Annotated in this window: 18 protein-coding genes; 10 read left to right on the top strand and 8 right to left on the bottom strand. The window is 36.0% G+C overall.

Annotation, left to right across the window (positions count from 1 at the left end; all coding sequences use genetic code 11):
• Nucleotides 1–7 precede the first annotated feature (7 nt).
• From FBR08_RS12980 to FBR08_RS12950, 7 genes are all read right to left on the bottom strand, one after another.
• Entirely contained in the window at nt 8–337 is a 330-nt protein-coding gene (locus FBR08_RS12980; RefSeq protein WP_158963113.1) for a hypothetical protein, read from the bottom strand.
• Nucleotides 338–359: 22 nt separating this feature from the next.
• Nucleotides 360–683 (bottom strand): hypothetical protein, encoded by a 324-nt coding sequence (locus FBR08_RS12975; protein ID WP_158963112.1) that lies wholly within the window; start codon nt 681–683, stop codon nt 360–362.
• A 151-nt stretch (nt 684–834) separates the two neighbouring features.
• Entirely contained in the window at nt 835–1,155 is a 321-nt protein-coding gene (locus FBR08_RS12970; RefSeq protein ID WP_158963111.1) for a hypothetical protein, read from the bottom strand.
• Between the two features lie 48 nt (nt 1,156–1,203).
• On the bottom strand, nt 1,204–1,731 hold the full coding sequence (locus FBR08_RS12965; protein ID WP_158963110.1) for a hypothetical protein: 528 nt from the start codon (nt 1,729–1,731) through the stop codon (nt 1,204–1,206).
• Between the two features lie 19 nt (nt 1,732–1,750).
• Nucleotides 1,751–2,509 (bottom strand): hypothetical protein, encoded by a 759-nt coding sequence (locus tag FBR08_RS12960; RefSeq protein ID WP_158963109.1) that lies wholly within the window; start codon nt 2,507–2,509, stop codon nt 1,751–1,753.
• A 684-nt stretch (nt 2,510–3,193) separates the two neighbouring features.
• Nucleotides 3,194–3,820 (bottom strand): 2OG-Fe(II) oxygenase, encoded by a 627-nt coding sequence (locus tag FBR08_RS12955; RefSeq protein WP_158963108.1) that lies wholly within the window; start codon nt 3,818–3,820, stop codon nt 3,194–3,196.
• Nucleotides 3,821–4,033: 213 nt separating this feature from the next.
• Nucleotides 4,034–4,960 (bottom strand): bestrophin family protein, encoded by a 927-nt coding sequence (locus tag FBR08_RS12950; RefSeq protein ID WP_158963107.1) that lies wholly within the window; start codon nt 4,958–4,960, stop codon nt 4,034–4,036.
• Between the two features lie 273 nt (nt 4,961–5,233).
• On the opposite strand from FBR08_RS12950, the gene FBR08_RS12945 reads away from it, so the two are divergent.
• From FBR08_RS12945 to nhaC, 5 genes are all read left to right on the top strand, one after another.
• Complete coding sequence (locus FBR08_RS12945; RefSeq protein ID WP_158963106.1) at nt 5,234–5,830, top strand: superoxide dismutase; 597 nt, start codon at nt 5,234–5,236, stop codon at nt 5,828–5,830.
• Between the two features lies 1 nt (nt 5,831).
• Nucleotides 5,832–6,290, top strand: coding sequence for a tetratricopeptide repeat protein (locus tag FBR08_RS12940; RefSeq protein WP_158963105.1), 459 nt, complete (start codon nt 5,832–5,834; stop codon nt 6,288–6,290).
• Nucleotides 6,290–7,261: a ribonucleotide-diphosphate reductase subunit beta gene (locus FBR08_RS12935; protein ID WP_394350560.1), complete on the top strand. Its 972-nt coding sequence runs from the start codon at nt 6,290–6,292 to the stop codon at nt 7,259–7,261. Before FBR08_RS12940 ends, FBR08_RS12935 begins: the two co-directional genes overlap by 1 nt.
• A gap of 41 nt (nt 7,262–7,302) precedes the next feature.
• Nucleotides 7,303–9,639 (top strand): ribonucleoside-diphosphate reductase subunit alpha, encoded by a 2,337-nt coding sequence (locus FBR08_RS12930; RefSeq protein WP_158963103.1) that lies wholly within the window; start codon nt 7,303–7,305, stop codon nt 9,637–9,639.
• 115 nt (nt 9,640–9,754) lie between these two features.
• Nucleotides 9,755–11,218 (top strand): Na+/H+ antiporter NhaC, encoded by a 1,464-nt coding sequence (gene nhaC / locus FBR08_RS12925; RefSeq protein ID WP_158963102.1) that lies wholly within the window; start codon nt 9,755–9,757, stop codon nt 11,216–11,218.
• A gap of 325 nt (nt 11,219–11,543) precedes the next feature.
• On the opposite strand, the gene FBR08_RS12920 is transcribed toward nhaC, so the two are convergent.
• Entirely contained in the window at nt 11,544–12,431 is an 888-nt protein-coding gene (locus FBR08_RS12920; protein ID WP_158963101.1) for a helix-turn-helix domain-containing protein, read from the bottom strand.
• Nucleotides 12,432–12,571: 140 nt separating this feature from the next.
• Here FBR08_RS12920 and FBR08_RS12915 point away from each other — a divergent pair, with 140 nt between their 5' ends.
• The 5 genes from FBR08_RS12915 (at nt 12,572) to FBR08_RS12895 (ending at nt 16,513) form a co-directional block, all read left to right on the top strand.
• Nucleotides 12,572–13,195, top strand: coding sequence for an urease subunit beta (locus FBR08_RS12915; protein WP_158963100.1), 624 nt, complete (start codon nt 12,572–12,574; stop codon nt 13,193–13,195).
• Nucleotides 13,196–13,214: 19 nt separating this feature from the next.
• Nucleotides 13,215–14,921, top strand: coding sequence for an urease subunit alpha (ureC, locus tag FBR08_RS12910; protein ID WP_158963099.1), 1,707 nt, complete (start codon nt 13,215–13,217; stop codon nt 14,919–14,921).
• Between the two features lie 340 nt (nt 14,922–15,261).
• Nucleotides 15,262–15,900, top strand: a complete 639-nt coding sequence (locus FBR08_RS12905) for a peroxiredoxin (RefSeq protein WP_158963098.1) — start codon at nt 15,262–15,264, stop codon at nt 15,898–15,900.
• Between the two features lie 28 nt (nt 15,901–15,928).
• Nucleotides 15,929–16,237, top strand: a complete 309-nt coding sequence (locus FBR08_RS12900) for a thioredoxin family protein (protein WP_158963097.1) — start codon at nt 15,929–15,931, stop codon at nt 16,235–16,237.
• Between the two features lie 18 nt (nt 16,238–16,255).
• Nucleotides 16,256–16,513: a DUF6952 family protein gene (locus tag FBR08_RS12895; RefSeq protein WP_158963096.1), complete on the top strand. Its 258-nt coding sequence runs from the start codon at nt 16,256–16,258 to the stop codon at nt 16,511–16,513.
• Nucleotides 16,514–16,636 lie beyond the last annotated feature (123 nt).

Here is a 16,636-nt window from a genome sequence, read left to right as displayed (position 1 = left end):
TGTTAAACTACTGGATATCAAAATCTTTATAAAACCTATATTTACCTACTGCATCTTTTCTATAAACAGAAAAGCGATAGGTATTACTTTTTTTTGAAATAGAATCTCCTTCTACTAAATTCTGATTATTAGGAAGTGTAAGTACAATGTTGTTTGGGAAAAGATAATCATAACTTCGTCCTCCCGTCCAATTACTTCTTTTTTGAATGATATATGAATTAATCGCTTCTTTTCTAAAGGTAGTTCTTTCCCGATAGCTCTTTCTTTCACAAAAAATAATCAATCCAATCATGAAAAGGACAAAAAATATTACTGCTGTATTTTTTATATTTCTCATAGCATAACCTTAAGCTAAACCCTTATAAATCAAACGATCCATATCGAACATAAACGCCTTGCGTATTCTTTTTATAAATAGTAAACACTTTAGTATTCACCGTTTTAACAAGGGAATCTCCCACATGTATATTCCAGTGATCTACTGGCGTGTAATTGATTTCTAAACCACTTTCTAAATAATAGGTTATCGTTCTTTTTTGCCAATCGCTAGAATCTATTATTTTTTCATTTATTGCTCTTTCATAAAACTCCATTCTTTTTCTTTTACCTGTAATATGGAAATAGAAAAACACGCCAAAAATCAAGAGTAAAGGATAGAATCTCCAACTATGTTTAAATTTCATCTTGTTCATTTTTACGAAGACTGAGGCAATACCTTACTCTTTCTATTAGACTAATCAATGGCAAAAAACCTCCTCTTTCTTTGATTCTTTATCACTTCCCTATACTTAAGGATAAGAAGTGTTTTTACCCTACTTTCTCCTCTTGTTATTTTTAAAAATAAAAGTGAATACTTGTTTTGTATACTAAAGCTAATTCAAACATTTGAAGAATATTTTTTGGAGTGATTTGATTTGTTTTTAATTCATTCCACACCTGTTCTATTACCTGAAGATCCATAATATGTTCATCTTCAAAATCATCTATATTGCTTCCTGTTATTCGATTAATAGCAGTAAAAACTCCATCATTCCACAACTCTTCGAACTCTTCTTTTGTTAATTCAAGCTCAATCAATTGCTCAGATGCAGCGCAATCATAATTTAAAGCATCTTGTGCTGCTTGATCTTTTGGTACGGTGATTACTTTTGGCATATTAAATTTGTAAATGATAAACCTCTAGTTCTTTTGTCTTTCTTCCTCTTAGTTTTTAAGCAATAAAACAGGATAATTGTATCTCGTGCATTTTTGCAAAAGCTCCTGAATCTCTTGCGGGTTATTGAACGTGGCCCAACCTGTATACGGACTTTGTATGCCTATACTATTTGGTGTGATTGCTACTGCAAACTCTAACACAACACGACCTTTAGCACATAAAACTATTTTGTTCTGAACCGTCGCAACATCCGTATCTGTGTAGGTGAGTTTTTTACTTAAAAAATTAGAAATAATCGCTTGATCCGATATTTTCAAAATAGAATTGCTCTTAAATCCTTGTTTTACGAACGCATTATCCTCTCGGTTTAGCATCAAATAAATTGTAAAATCCGAATTTTCGCTCTGTTGTACTAAATCATTTAGCATAAACATTTCTCCTTTTTCCTTCTTCAACTGTTTACTAGTTAAAGGAAATAGATTTGGCTTCGTATAATCAAGTACAATTGGATGTATTGAAAAATAAACCAAACAAGATAAAAAGACAAAACCAATTATTTTCCACTTTGTTCTCATATTCCAAAGTCTTAGCAATTTACTTTGCATCAAAATCCAACCTAAAGAAAACAACCTTTAGATCTTTACTTCCATCTGTTTTGCGTTGTTTTTTAGGCAATAGCGTATAATATCCTTGAATTGAATTGACTCCTTGATCTTGGGGGGTAATTCGAACATTGTAAAAATCATCCCCATAGGAAAATATACTATCCTTAGTAAAGGATTTGAAATCACAATAATCAGCGTGATACACAGGATTATTAAATAAACACAAATACATAGTTCCTTCATATCGTGCCTTATCGTAATTGACCTTTAGTTCTAGCTCAAACGCTTTTTTTTGCCTAATATCAATTGAATCATAGACAAATTCATGCCAAAAACCGCTGTCTAACTGGGGTTCATTGTTATAAAAATGCTTAATGGTATTCATGTGATGGAGTCCACCACAATAGGTGATATAATTCACTATACTATCTATACCTTGATTTTTATTTTCAAAATACCAATCGCCAATCCTCTTAAATTTATACGTCCAACCTCGATCAACTCCCCCACTGTTATACGCGATAACCGTATAAACTGAATCTGACGTTTCCCTTAAAAAATAGCGTTTTAATTGTAGTTCGCTAATATGTTTAACTTCTATCGAACTGAAACTATAGTTTTTATCTACCTTGTTAAATCCCGTCACTACACTTTCATTACAAGCGGTAAAAAACAAAATTACTAGCCCAACAAAGCAAATAGGAATGAACTGCTCTACCCTTATATTATTTGATTTTTTACACTTCATTCTTGTTTTAGAAAAAATTTCATAGTCCCTAAATTTTCGCCTACAAGATAGTCAAATTAAGTATTTGGGGGCCTTTCATATCGAATCAATTAAAAACATACTTCAGTGGGAGTACAAGGCGTTCATCCTATACTTTTACTTTTAAAATAATCTACAATCATAATAAACACGAGAATCGTAGTCCCTATTGCAAAAATCAAAATCTTTAAATCATAACCAAAAAATAACACTCTCATTGAGTTATCACTTTGCTTTTTCCTTGCCTTTTTTCGCTCATGAAAGTAATACAACCAACAGACTAACGAAAGCAAGGAATATATTATTATCTTTTTCATCTGACTTAAAATATAGGTTTCAAAAAATCTAGTTCTAACTTGAAACTTCCTATAAAAATATAAAATTGATTGTAACATTCCTATTCTAAAAATAGACGTTTAACGGTTACCTCTCCAACTAGTATATCGTATTGTAGACGTTCTGGATGTGACCGATCTGATCGAATTACTATTTTATCTCGCTGAGTTATTATTTTGTTTTGGTGTTCGATGAATCTGCACTGCGCTTCGATTTCTTCTGTATGGAGGTGACATGCGGTATGTGGAATACCCGCAATAAAAATAAAAAATTCGGATTAAATACAATGCTCTCAAAAAGCAAAAAAAGCTAGGTTTCCCTAGCTTTACTTTATCTTGTTTTCAACCAACCCGTAATACTATAGCGGGGTTTGTGTACCGTTCGAACTTCGTGTTCGATGGATTTACTATCAAAAATAACCAATCGCCCAGGAAGAGCATAGACGATTTCCTCTCGTTCATTTCCTTCTTCGTCGGATAAGAACAGCACTAGTTCTCCACCATTAGCAGGGGTCCAATCATTCTCGTTTAAATACAATACAACGGACAAGGTACGACGGGTATCTTTGTGAAATACATCCAAATGACGCTGATATCCGGTTCCTACTGGATAACTGGCATAGTGAAACTCTCCTTCTTTAATTCCCAAGAAACAAGTGCGATTGACATAAGCGATAAATTCATTCATCTTTTCAAAATACATCGCCTCTACCTCATCGGGTGTCTGTTCATTGAGCCACAAAATAAAATCGCCTCTTACCTCTTCTACTATTTGCTCTTCACTTGCTTGCCCAATGGCCGCTTTTTTAAACTGCTGTAAATCTTGCTTCATAAAAAAATTAGCCCGTAAAAGGTCTATTTCTTTTTCTGTAAAAAAACAATCGACCACGGAGTAACCGCGATTTACTAAATCGTGTATTATTAACTCATAAAATGAATTTACTTCAAAGTCACCCATATATCTTTAGATAAAAACTAAGCAAAAATAACTTACAATACAAAAAAAATAATGCGAATAAGGTGCTTTTTTTTTGCTTGTAATTGTTAATTCTTTCTTAACAATACACAGATAAATGACGAGATAAGCGACAGTAAAAGAATAAGATAATGAGAAATTCACAAAAAAAGCACGCATTTTAAGCGTGCTTTTTTATACTATAAATAAAAATTACTATTTGACAATATAATTCTCATCTGGCAAGACCAAGGCAGGCAGAGGTAAATCTGAAATTTCCGAAAGGGAATAAGCGATATTGCCACACATTTGATCCAAGGCTAAATCGTTTTCCTCTTCGCCAAAAGGCTCTGCTATTTCTGCGACTACGGCATCCAAAGCGATGAAAGTATAGGCGACAAACGTCACAAAGAAAGGCATAGTCCATACAATCAAATCAATCAATCCAAAAGGAAGTAGAAAGCTGTATGCATAAACCGTACGGTGTAAGATAACAAAGTAAACAAACGGAATTTTGGTATGCACAATGCGTTCACACGCCCCTAATACCATCGATAGTTGTTCTAAATTTTGATCCATGCGCGCTTGTGTGATGGAGTCTATTCGCCCAGCTTGGTGCTGTTCATTCACCCATTTGGTTAATTCGCTCAATAAAAAAGCGGGCTTAAAGCGCTTGGTCATCATCTCTTGATACATCTCTTCCGTTAAATAGGAACGAACAACGGCCAAATCTGTTTTATTTCTCAATTGTTTATTGAGTGCATAACAAAAAGCAATTATCAGCTGAATCCCCTTTTGCTTATCTTTTAGCGCAAATTGCCCGTCTTCTTTGATAAAATGAAGCAATTGAAAAGCCAACGATCGACTGTGGATCACTAAACTCCCCCATTGCTTTCGCCCTTCCCAATAGCGATCATAAGCCGCACTATTACAAAAACCCAAAAAGATGGCTAAGGAAATTCCGACTAGAGCAAAGGCTCCCACGTTTAAAGGAATAATAACATCCGGAAAAAAGTAATGACTCCAATAGACCAACCAAGAAAAAAGAAAAATAGCCAACAAAGTCGGTGCAATTTTTCTCAAAACAGATCCTTTCCAAATAAAAAGCATTTGAAGGATATGCTTTTTGTCTCTAACTATCATAACCTATAAAATTAGTGTAAGACAAAATTAACCGATAGAAAATAAAAAACACCGTCTTCATCCAATAAATTCTAAACAACCATCTAAAATAAGATGTACTAGGTATTTAAATACAAAGACTAAATATTATTTTAGAGTAAACTAAATTTATATTTTTATTATACTAAATAAACTATACCTTTGTCCAATGTTATGACTCACTCACATAAGGGTGATAGACTAAATTACCCCTTCACCCTTTCATTGTAACACTCAAAAATAAAGGATAAAACCATGAAAATCAACTTACAATTACCTGAATTACCGTATCAAAAAAGTGCCTTAACCCCTTTAATTACGGAAGAAACTTTTGATTATCACTATGGGAAACACCATGCGACTTACGTAAATAACGTACAGGAGTTAGTGAAAGACAGTGCCCTTGCTGAACAATCAATTGAAGATCTTATTTTACACGGATACAAAACCCATGATGCTGTCCTCTTCAACAATGCTGCACAACATTGGAATCACACTTTTTTCTGGCATTGTTTAGCTCCTGATGGCGGTCAGCATCCAACTGGAAAAATTGCGGAACTCATCCTTCGTGATTTTGGAAGTTTTGAACAATTTAAACAACAGTTTTCAACTACAGCAGCTAAACTATTTGGCTGTGGATGGGCTTGGTTGGCACAAAATGACGAGGGAATACTTGAAATTATTCCGATGAAAGAAGCCAATACTCCGTTAACCCTAAACAAAACACCTCTTTTAACACTTGATGTTTGGGAACATGCTTATTACATCGATTATAGAAATGCGAGACCCAAGTTTATTGAAAGCTTTTGGGAGGTAGTGAATTGGGATTTTGCAAATCAAAACTTAAAATAAAATGAGTGATACCTGTATGAACCACCTAGAGCGGTATTGGAAAACATTAACCCTATCTAGCAATGAAAATTTTGTCAAGAAAAACTATCGAGAAGCGTTAGATGGATACACCGAAGCGTTATATCGAGCGGAAGTATTAAATAACCATTGGGAACAATGTGTTCGATTAAAGATTCCTGTCATACAGGTATACATCATTTCGTGTAACAATTTAGCTAATACGCATGAAGAGTTAAACGAACTACCTAAAGCACAGGCTTTTCTAAAACGCGCGATTTACTTCTTGATTCACTTACTTGAAACTACAACCACAACAAGTGACTGCATTCAAGGGGATCTTAAAAAAGCCCTGCTTACTTATGCTGATTTTTTACAGCGAACACACTATACCACTAAAGATGACCCAACTTTTCATGCACTCGTAGATGCAATAGTAAAGAACGAACCCAAAAAGCTATGATGATGGAATCTATTTTAAAAGAAAACAACGATCGCTTTGTTATTTTTCCCATCGAACATCACGATATATGGGATTTTTACAAAAAAGCAGAAGCTAGTTTTTGGACGGCTGAGGAAGTAGATCTCTCTTCAGATTTGAATGATTGGCACCACAAACTAACCGAAGATGAACGCTATTTCATTTCTCATGTTCTTGCTTTTTTTGCAGCAAGTGATGGGATTGTCAATGAAAATCTCGCCCTCAATTTCATCCAAGAAGTTCAATATGCCGAAGCGCGATGTTTTTATGGTTTTCAAATTATGATTGAAAACATTCACGCAGAAATGTATTCTTTACTCATTGATACGTATATCAAAATACCCCAAGAGAAAGATCGGCTTTTACGCGCGATGGATACTATTGATTGTGTACAGAAAAAGGCCCAATGGGCAGTAGCATGGATTGAAAGTGAAAACTTTGCAGAGCGATTAATTGCCTTTGCTGCTGTAGAAGGCATTTTCTTTTCTGGAAGTTTTTGTGCAATCTTTTGGTTGAAAAAGCGTGGATTAATGCCTGGTCTGAGCTTCTCTAATGAGTTAATTAGTAGAGATGAAGGTTTACATTGTGATTTTGCTTGTTTGCTTTATGTCAATCACATCCAACACAAACTTTCGGAAGAAACCGTTTATCGCATCATTCAAGATGCCGTAGTCATTGAAAAAGAATTTGTTACAGAAGCCCTCCCTGTTCGCTTAATTGGCATGAATGCAACCCTCATGTGCCAATACATCGAGTTTGTGGCTGATCGACTCCTCGTTACACTTGGTTATCCGAAAATTTGGAACGCCACCAATCCCTTTGATTTCATGGAATTAATCTCACTTCAGGGTAAAACAAATTTCTTTGAACGCCGCGTGGGAGAATACCAGAAAACAGGCGTCATACAACAAGATAAATCTCCCGTATCCTTCACTTTAGACGAGGATTTCTAAACCGAATCTCTTCCTTCAACAACAGATAAAACAAGTACACCATGCAAGTAATTAAAAGAAATGGCAAAAAGGAAGCTGTACATTTTGACAAGATTACAGCTCGTCTCCATAAATTGGTTTATGGATTAGAAATTACAGAAAATGACATTATTGAAATAAGTAAAAAAGTAATTCAAGGCATATACGATAACGTCACCACAACAGCCTTAGATAATTTGGCAGCAGAAACTGTAGCCGCTTATACAACAACACACCCTGATTTTGCCATTCTAGCTGCGCGAATATCAGTGAGTAACCTCCATAAAAACACTTTAAAATCCTTTTCAGAAACAGCAAAAAAACTCTATGAATATATTGATCCTATAACCCAAACACATGCCCCTTTATTGGCGGAAGACCTCTATCATATTATTCAACAACATGCTGATCGATTAAACAGCAGCATAATTTACGAACGAGATTACACCTTCGATTACTTTGGTTTCAAGACATTGGAAAAATCCTATCTCTTGCGCATAAATCAGAGTATCGTAGAACGACCGCAGCATCTTTTCATGCGAGTAGCTCTAGGCATTCACAAAGCAGATATTGAAGCTGCCATAGAGACCTATGATTTAATGAGCAACAAATGGTTTATTCATGCTACACCTACCCTGTTTAATGCTGGAACTCCTAAACCTCAAATGTCGTCTTGCTTTTTGTTAACGATGAAAGAAGACAGTATTCAAGGCATTTATGACACCCTAAAAAACTGCGCCTTAATTTCTCAATCTGCAGGAGGAATAGGATTAAGCATTCACCAGATAAGAGCGACTGGAAGTTATATCAAAGGTACTGGGGGCGTATCCAATGGTATTTTACCCATGCTCAAAGTTTTTAATGAAACCGCTCGTTATGTTGACCAAGGAGGAGGAAAACGAAAAGGAGCTATTGCCATTTATCTAGAGCCATGGCACGCGGATATTTTCGATTTTTTAGACCTTCGTAAGAATCACGGAAAAGAAGAAATGCGCGCTCGAGATTTATTTCCCGCGTTGTGGATTCCCGATTTATTCATGAAACGCGTGGCAGAAGATGCCACTTGGACTTTATTTGATCCCAATGAAGTACAAGACTTATGTGATGTATATGGAACTGCTTTTGAGACACGTTACCTAGCTTATGAAGAAGCAAATAAAGGTCGTCAAACCATACAAGCAAGAACACTTTGGCAAGCTATTTTAGAAACGCAAATTGAAACGGGTACTCCTTTTATGTGTTACAAAGATGCAGTAAATGAAAAGTCGAATCAAAAAAACTTGGGAACAATTCGCAGTTCTAATTTGTGTACCGAAATCATGGAATACACCAATTCCAATGAAATAGCCGTGTGTAATTTAGCCTCTATTGCTCTACCTCGCTATGTAGAAGAAGGTGTTTTTAATCTTCAACGGCTGTATGAAGTAACTAAAATCATAACAGTCAATCTCAATAAAATAATCGATCATAACTACTATCCTTTACCTGAAGCCAAAAACTCCAACCTAAAACACCGTCCCATTGGCATTGGGATTCAAGGATTAGCGGATGCGTTTATGTTGCTTCGTTTACCTTTTGAAAGCGAAGAAGCCAAACAACTCAACCGAGCTATTTTTGAAACAATTTACTTTGCCGCTTTAGAAACGTCTATGGAATTAGCCCAAGCAGATGGACCGTATGAAACTTTTATTGGATCTCCGCTTGCTGAGGGACTCTTTCAGTTTAATTTATGGGGAGTAACACCTTCTACTCGTTGGAATTGGTCAAAACTAAAACAAGATATCCTCGATTATGGGGTACGCAATTCCCTGCTGCTTGCTCCGATGCCTACCGCATCAACCTCTCAAATTTTGGGAAATAACGAATGCTTTGAACCTTATACAAGCAATATATACAACCGTCGCGTACTCTCAGGGGAGTTTGTTGTAGTCAATAAACATTTACTACACGATCTGATTGAGCTCAACTTATGGAATCCTACACTAAAAAACAAATTAATTGCAGCCAATGGATCTGTTCAATCCTTTGCAGAAATTCCGGAAGAGATAAAAGAACGCTACAAAACGGCTTGGGAAATCAAACAAAAGAATCTCATTGATATGGCTGCTGATCGAGGTGCATTTATCTGTCAATCACAATCGCTCAACCTTTTCTTAGCAGAACCGACAATCAATAAATTAACTTCCATGCACTTTTACGCTTGGAAAAAAGGATTAAAAACGGGAATGTACTACCTGCGAACAAGACCAGCCGTTGATGCGATTAAGTTTACCGTTGATACAAGCATCCTTCCTGATGGTATAGCCTCTACCTCTGCTTGTTCTTTAGATGATCCAGATTGTTTGTCTTGTGGAAGTTAAATAAGTAAACGCGATACAAGGATTGTTTTTGGTACAGTTTATGAGGTAAAATAAATCAATTCATTCAAAATTAAGTACTTTTACTTTTTAATTCATTTTTTAAACCTCATTCGAAATGCAAAAAAAACAAGCAAAGCCTATTTCCTTAACACAATCATTAATTCCTGTCGTATTACTCGTTGTTTTATTGGCTATCAATGTTTTTGTATTCCGGGATGATGCGTTATCGGGAACGAATCAGTTTATTTTACTTCTTGGAGGTGCCATTGCCATTATGGTAGGACTATACAACCGCGTATCCTATGACAAGATACTGGATCAAATCATCAATAATGTACGCGATACATCCAATGCCATCTATATTTTATTACTTGTTGGTGCGCTATCTGGAACGTGGTTATTAAGTGGTATTATTCCCAGTATGATTTACTATGGTTTAGAAATTCTACACCCTTCGATTTATTTGCCTGCTTGTGTGATTATTACCTCTGTCATTTCCATTGCAACAGGTAGTTCTTGGACTACATCTGCAACCGTGGGAATTGCCTTGGTTGGCATCGGAAATGCCTTGGGAATGCCCTTAGGAGTTATTGGAGGAGCGGTGATTTCAGGCGCTTATTTTGGTGACAAATTATCGCCTTTATCTGATACAACCAACTTAGCACCTGTGATGGCAGGTACTGACTTATTTACGCACATTCGCTATATGCTCTATACAACAGTTCCAACTTATGTTGTAACCCTCATTTTATTTATCATCTTAGGTTTTATCTACGGTGCCGATGGAAATGTAAATACCACAGAAACCCTAACAGCCATCAGCGATACCTTTACTATTACGCCCCTTTTGTTTCTTGTTCCCATCACGGTTATTGTGCTTATTGTGAAAAAAGTACAACCGATTGCCGCTTTGTTGATTGGAACTTTATTAGGTGCTGTTTTTGCGTTAATTTTCCAACCTTCCATTGTCGTTGGTGTAGCTGGCGGAGATTCCTTTACTTTTTACAATGCCTACAAAGGGGTTATGTTAGCCTTAACAACCGATATTCGAATTTTATCTCCCTTAGAGAGTCTCAACGGACTATTTGAAGCAGGTGGTATGGCAAGTATGCTAAACACTGTTTGGTTAATCCTTTGTGCGATGTTTTTTGGTGGTGCGATGGAAGCCATTGGAGCCTTGCAAAAAATATCCATGGCCTTATTGTCCATCGCTAATAATTTGTTTGGCTTATTTGCCAGTACAGTAGCCAGTTGTTTAGCCATTAATATTATGACTTCTGATCAATATTTATCGATCGTTGTACCCGGTAAAATGTTTGCAGAAGCCTATAAACAAAAAGGACTTGCACCAGAGAATTTAAGTAGAACCTTAGAAGACTCCGGAACGGTTACCTCTGTTTTAATTCCCTGGAATACCTGTGGTGCCTATCATGCTGGGGTATTGGGAATTCCAACACTAACCTACCTACCCTATGCCTTTTTTAATTACTTAAGTCCGTTTGTAACTCTACTCTACGCTGCTTTTGATATTAAAATTAGACGAATTATTAAAGGTGAACGGTTAACAGAAATCAGTTAACTGTGAACAGTTGAATTCTCTATAAAATACAAACTACACAAGAAAAAGTGAAGTCGCTTTTTTGTTTTTTGTGAAGTTTTGAAGTTCATCTCCAGTTTTAAACTGTTTGAAAAATTCATCAACAAACAACAAACAACAAACGACAAACGACAAAGCACAAACCTCACAAATCGAAACGCAGTGAAAATCGAAACGCAGGGAAAATCGAAACGCAGTGAAGATTCATCGAACACTAAAACAAATATAAAATAGGTGAGATATATTCATCGAATACCAATACAAAATATAAACCTAATGAGATAAATATTAACCAATGAGATAAACCTCACACCAAAGGCAATTCCCTTTTAGAGCGAAAAGCATGGGGAGCAATCCCCATTTCTTTTCTAAAAAACTTAGAAAAGTAACTCGGTGATGGAAAGTGCAATTCATACGCTATTTCTGCAATATCCAAATTGGAGTTAAGCAAGAGTAATTTAGCATACTCTAAGGTTACCTCATTGATGAATTGCTTAGCAGAACGCCCAATCACCTTTTTAATACAGCGATTCAAATAATTCTCCGAAATACACAATTGATGTGCATAATATCCTACTGATTTCTCTCGTATATGAGACTCAATCACTAACTCTTTGAACTTAAAGGCGATTTCTAAATCCCTGGAATTAAACGTATAGTTATCCGTATAATAATTCAAACGCGATAATATAGAGTAAAAAATCGGCACGTAAATACTAGGCCTATTTTCAATAAGCCCCAACTCCCCATACAATAAAAGCATACTCGCGGTTAAGGCTTGACTGTCGTAATAGTCTAACTTATAATAAGGCATGTACTTGATTTCCTCCTTTTTGTCGTGCATCAACAAATACTGCGTAAAAATATCCGACTCATAGAAAATAATGAATCCCTTAACATCCTCTGACAAATATTGCGTAGCCGTCCAGACTCCTTGCTTTACGTGCAAACACTCCCCTGCCTTAATGCGATAATTTTGAAAATTAATCAATTGCTCAAATTCGCCACTCGTAACGAAAATAATAAAACTAAAGGCTGTTCTATAAGGACTTACTGGCTTTACTATTCCCGTTAAATACTCTTCTATTTTATATACTTGAAGTGAGTTTGTGTTACTCAATATCGCGAAATCAAGATACGGAAGGTATCTTTTTTTATAATCATAACTAGATAAAATCGCAGCAATCTCTTTCATGTGAATACGGTAAAAAACACGCCTAAAGGTAAGTAAAAAAGCGATAGATTTTCATGGTACGAAAAAGGAAAGTATTCGCATGATATAGCTATTTACAACGGATAACAAAGAAACTACTTTTGTGCAAAACTTTAAGAACTATGTATTTAACTCACCAAGAAAAGGAGAAAATGCTTCTTTTATTTGCGGCAATTATCGCTAAAAATAGAAAAGAAAAAGGATTAAAACTCAGTTATCCAGAAGCTATTGCGTATCTATCCGGACATATCATCGAAGGCGCAAGAGAGGGAAAAACGGTGCAGCAGTTAATTGGAGAATGCAATCAATTGTTGACGAGTGAGGATGTTATGCCAGGAGTTCCTGAATTACTAGAGCAAGTACAAGTAGAGGCTATGTTTGTTGACGGAACAAAGCTGGTGTCCCTCAACAACCCAATTCCCTATACTTCATCTAATCATCCTATACCAGGTGCTTACGCTTTTGCTACAGATGACCTTGTTTTATCTGAGGGAAGAAAACGCATTCGCATCACAGTGATCAATACAGCGGACCGTCCTGTTCAAGTGGGGTCTCACTTCCATTTTTATGAATCAAACCCGGCTTTGTCTTTTGACAGAGAACAAACCAAAGGATATCACTTGGATATTGCCTCCGGTTTATCCGTTCGCTTTATGCCTGGTATTGAAGAAACCATTGACCTTGTTGAATATGGTGGAGACAAAATCATTCACGGTTTCACAGGTAAAATAAATGGTTCTATTTAATCTAAACGAAGAAGTAAAAATGAAAAAAATATCACGTAAAGAATATGCAAGCTACTTCGGTCCAACAACAGGAGATAAAATACGCCTAGCGGATACTGATTTGTGGATCCAAGTTGAAAAAGACTACACCACCTATGGAGACGAGCTTATCTTTGGAGGAGGAAAAGTAGTGCGAGATGGCATGGGACAACATCCTTTAGCAACCAAAGATCAAGTGCTGGATACCGTTATTTCTAATGCTATTATTCTAGATCATTGGGGAATTGTAAAAGCAGATATCGGAATTAAAAATGGCCGTATTGTTGGGATTGGAAAAGCGGGAAACCCCTTGACGATGGATGGAGTTTCACCCGATATGATTGTTGGTGTTGGTACAGAGTACATTGCCGGTGAAAATTTAATTGTAACAGCAGGAACGATTGATACACACGTACATTACATCTGTCCGCAACAATTTGATGTAGCGCTACAATCGGGAACAACAACTGTTGTAGGTGGAGGAACAGGTCCTGCGGCGGGAACCTTAGCGACGAACTGTACATCTGGAGCTTGGCATTTGCAACGCATGGCATTAGCAACGGATAAGATTCCAGTAAACTTTATCTTTTTAGCCAAAGGGAATAGCTCAAGTGCAACGGCTTTAAATGAAATTATCACAGCGGGTGCTGGTGGAATGAAAATTCACGAAGATTGGGGAAGTACACCTTATGTTTTGAATAAATGTTTAGAAGTTGCTGATGAAGCTGATATTCAAGTTTGTATTCACACAGACACCTTAAATGAAGCAGGATTTGTTGAGGACTCCTTGAATTCTTTCAATGGTCGATCGATTCACACCTATCACACAGAAGGTGCTGGAGGTGGACATGCGCCTGATTTATTAAAAGTAGTGGAATATGACAATATCTTACCTTCCTCTACTACTCCAACAAATCCATTTACCATCAATACCATTGATGAACATTTGGATATGATGATGATTTGCCATCATTTAGACAAAAATATCCCAGAAGATCTTGCTTTTGCCAAATCGCGTATTCGCGAACAAACCATAGCAGCTGAGGGAATTCTACATGATATGGGCGCTATTTCCATGATGAGTTCCGATTCTCAAGCAATGGGACGCATTGGTGAAGTGGTAACCCGTACGTGGCAAATTGCAGATAAGATGAAAAAAGATTTTGGTCCACTGCATCCCGATACGACAAGCGACAACTTTAGAGCCAAGCGCTATGTAGCCAAATATACCATTAACCCAGCGATAACGCATGGTATATCAGACTATGTTGGTTCGATTGAAGTGGGAAAAATGGCCGATTTAGTATTTTATCGACCTGCAGCCTTTGGCATTAAACCCGAAATGGTACTCAAAGGAGGCATAATTGCTTATGCGGGTATGGGAGATCCGAATGCTTCCATCTCTACACCTCAACCGTATATGTATCGCCCAATGTGGGGTACTTTTGGAAAGGTAGTAGGAGAAATTTCTGCCTTATTTGTTGCTCAACAAGCCATTGACTTTGGTGGATTACAAGAACTAGGAGTAGAAAAAGCCTTGATGCCTGTAAAAAATACACGGGAAGTAAAGAAATCAGACTTAATTCACAACGCAGCTCGACCTCAGATTGAAATGAATCACGAAACGTATGAAATTCACATTGATCAAAAACCAGTTGCTATACAACCATCACAATCTTTACCTTTAAGTCAACTATATCATATATAATTTTTTTGCTAAAACTGACTGTTCCTATCCAAACAGTCAGTTTTTTTTTAAAGGCTTTTTTGTTTCTCTTTTTTAAATAATACGATCACCCCCTATCCCCTTCATTTTATAACATATTCTTCACACCTCAGCTCATATATTATTCGTATATTTAGGCTTGTCGAAATTAGTTCTACAGGTTGTCGTAACTAAACTTTTATTTCTTTTTACTATAGATAAACCTTATAGTAAAATAAAAAACAATAATCAAAAATAATAGTATATACGAGATTTGTGCGCTACTTTTGTATTAGAAATTAAGAAAGGAAAAACAAATATTAACTTTTAAAAAATAAACATTATGTCTTTAGTAGGTAAAAAGTTTCCAAACATTACAGTAGATGCAATTTCAGAAATGGGTGATAATTTAAGAATCAACCTTTTCGAAGAAGCAACAAAAAATAACAAAAAAGTATTATTATTCTGGTATCCAAAAGATTTCACTTTCGTATGTCCAACAGAATTACATGCTTTCCAAGAGGCTCTTCCTGAATTTGAAAAAAGAAATACTATGGTAGTTGGAGCATCTTGTGATACAAACGAAGTACACTTTGCTTGGTTAAATACAGCAAAAGACAACGGAGGTATTGAAGGAGTTACTTACCCTATTATTGCTGATACACAAAGAAACTTATCTTCTGTATTGGGAATCTTAGACGTAGAGAGTGAAGTATACAACGAGGAGTTAGATTCAGTTCAAATTGAAGGATCAAACGTTACATACAGAGCGACTTATTTAATTGATGAGACAGGAAAAATTTTCCACGAGTCAGTAAACGATATGCCATTAGGAAGAAACGTAAACGAGTATGTACGTTTAATCGACGCTTACACGCACGTTCAAACACATGGTGAAGTATGTCCAGCAAACTGGGAAGAAGGAAAAGATGCAATGAATGCGGACAGAAAAGGTGTTGCTGATTACTTAAGCAAACACTAATTAGATACTAACGTAAAAACTTAAAAAAATGCTTTTAGAATTAGAACAAGATAACTTACAAGAAATTGTAGGTCAAAACGAAAAAGTAGTTGTTCAATTTTCAGCTACATGGTGTGGTAATTGTAGAATTATGAAACCGAAGTTTAAAAAGCTTTCAACAGAGAAAGAGAATATCACCTTTGTGATTGCAGATGCGGAGAAATTCCCTGAATCAAGAAAGTTAGCGGACGTAAGTAACCTACCAACATTTGCTACGTTTGTGAATGGTCAATTAGTAAACCAAACGCAAACAAATAAAACGGAAGTTTTACACGAATTAGTAGGAGAAATTGCTTAATTCTAAAAAACAAAGCACATGAAATTACCAGTTATCAAGCATTTGACTCAATTTATTGAGGATAATGATCAAGACTATATCATAGAAACATTGGAAGTATTGGAAAACCTAACGGAAGTTCCTTCATTAAAAGATGAAGAATTAGACGTAATCGGTGAATTAATCTCCAATATGTACGGGGCACTAGAAGTTCAGAAATTAATGAAAGAAGGTGCTACGCAAAAAGAAGCTTTAAACAGTTTTATGCAACGCGTACTTGGTTCTATCGACAAATAATATTTAAAAACTGTGAAACTAGCGTTTCACAGTTTTTTTTTATACTCCTAGTACGCTAATCCGTACAATACCCCTGCTTCTTATCCTAGATTAAGCAACTTTTCTGGTTTACCCCCTACCTTT

Origin of the sequence: Myroides fluvii (assembly GCF_009792295.1) — a bacterium.
GTDB classification, from domain to species: Bacteria; Bacteroidota; Bacteroidia; order Flavobacteriales; family Flavobacteriaceae; genus Flavobacterium; species Flavobacterium fluvii_A.
The sequence above is the reverse complement of the archived record's forward strand: the minus strand, read 5'-3'. Positions and strand labels throughout refer to the sequence as shown.

Bases quoted from the DNA above. Each gene is read 5' to 3' on its own strand.
- FBR08_RS12980 (WP_158963113.1), bottom strand. From the start codon at position 337: ATGAGAAATATAAAAAATACAGCAGTAATATTTTTTGTCCTTTTCATG.
- FBR08_RS12975 (WP_158963112.1), bottom strand. From the start codon at position 683: ATGAAATTTAAACATAGTTGGAGATTCTATCCTTTACTCTTGATTTTT.
- FBR08_RS12970 (WP_158963111.1), bottom strand. From the start codon at position 1,155: ATGCCAAAAGTAATCACCGTACCAAAAGATCAAGCAGCACAAGATGCT.
- FBR08_RS12965 (WP_158963110.1), bottom strand. From the start codon at position 1,731: ATGAGAACAAAGTGGAAAATAATTGGTTTTGTCTTTTTATCTTGTTTG.
- FBR08_RS12960 (WP_158963109.1), bottom strand. From the start codon at position 2,509: ATGAAGTGTAAAAAATCAAATAATATAAGGGTAGAGCAGTTCATTCCT.
- FBR08_RS12955 (WP_158963108.1), bottom strand. From the start codon at position 3,820: ATGGGTGACTTTGAAGTAAATTCATTTTATGAGTTAATAATACACGAT.
- FBR08_RS12950 (WP_158963107.1), bottom strand. From the start codon at position 4,960: ATGATAGTTAGAGACAAAAAGCATATCCTTCAAATGCTTTTTATTTGG.
- FBR08_RS12945 (WP_158963106.1), top strand. From the start codon at position 5,234: ATGAAAATCAACTTACAATTACCTGAATTACCGTATCAAAAAAGTGCC.
- FBR08_RS12940 (WP_158963105.1), top strand. From the start codon at position 5,832: ATGAGTGATACCTGTATGAACCACCTAGAGCGGTATTGGAAAACATTA.
- FBR08_RS12935 (WP_394350560.1), top strand. From the start codon at position 6,290: ATGATGGAATCTATTTTAAAAGAAAACAACGATCGCTTTGTTATTTTT.
- FBR08_RS12930 (WP_158963103.1), top strand. From the start codon at position 7,303: ATGCAAGTAATTAAAAGAAATGGCAAAAAGGAAGCTGTACATTTTGAC.
- nhaC (WP_158963102.1), top strand. From the start codon at position 9,755: ATGCAAAAAAAACAAGCAAAGCCTATTTCCTTAACACAATCATTAATT.
- FBR08_RS12920 (WP_158963101.1), bottom strand. From the start codon at position 12,431: ATGAAAGAGATTGCTGCGATTTTATCTAGTTATGATTATAAAAAAAGA.
- FBR08_RS12915 (WP_158963100.1), top strand. From the start codon at position 12,572: ATGTATTTAACTCACCAAGAAAAGGAGAAAATGCTTCTTTTATTTGCG.
- ureC (WP_158963099.1), top strand. From the start codon at position 13,215: ATGAAAAAAATATCACGTAAAGAATATGCAAGCTACTTCGGTCCAACA.
- FBR08_RS12905 (WP_158963098.1), top strand. From the start codon at position 15,262: ATGTCTTTAGTAGGTAAAAAGTTTCCAAACATTACAGTAGATGCAATT.
- FBR08_RS12900 (WP_158963097.1), top strand. From the start codon at position 15,929: ATGCTTTTAGAATTAGAACAAGATAACTTACAAGAAATTGTAGGTCAA.
- FBR08_RS12895 (WP_158963096.1), top strand. From the start codon at position 16,256: ATGAAATTACCAGTTATCAAGCATTTGACTCAATTTATTGAGGATAAT.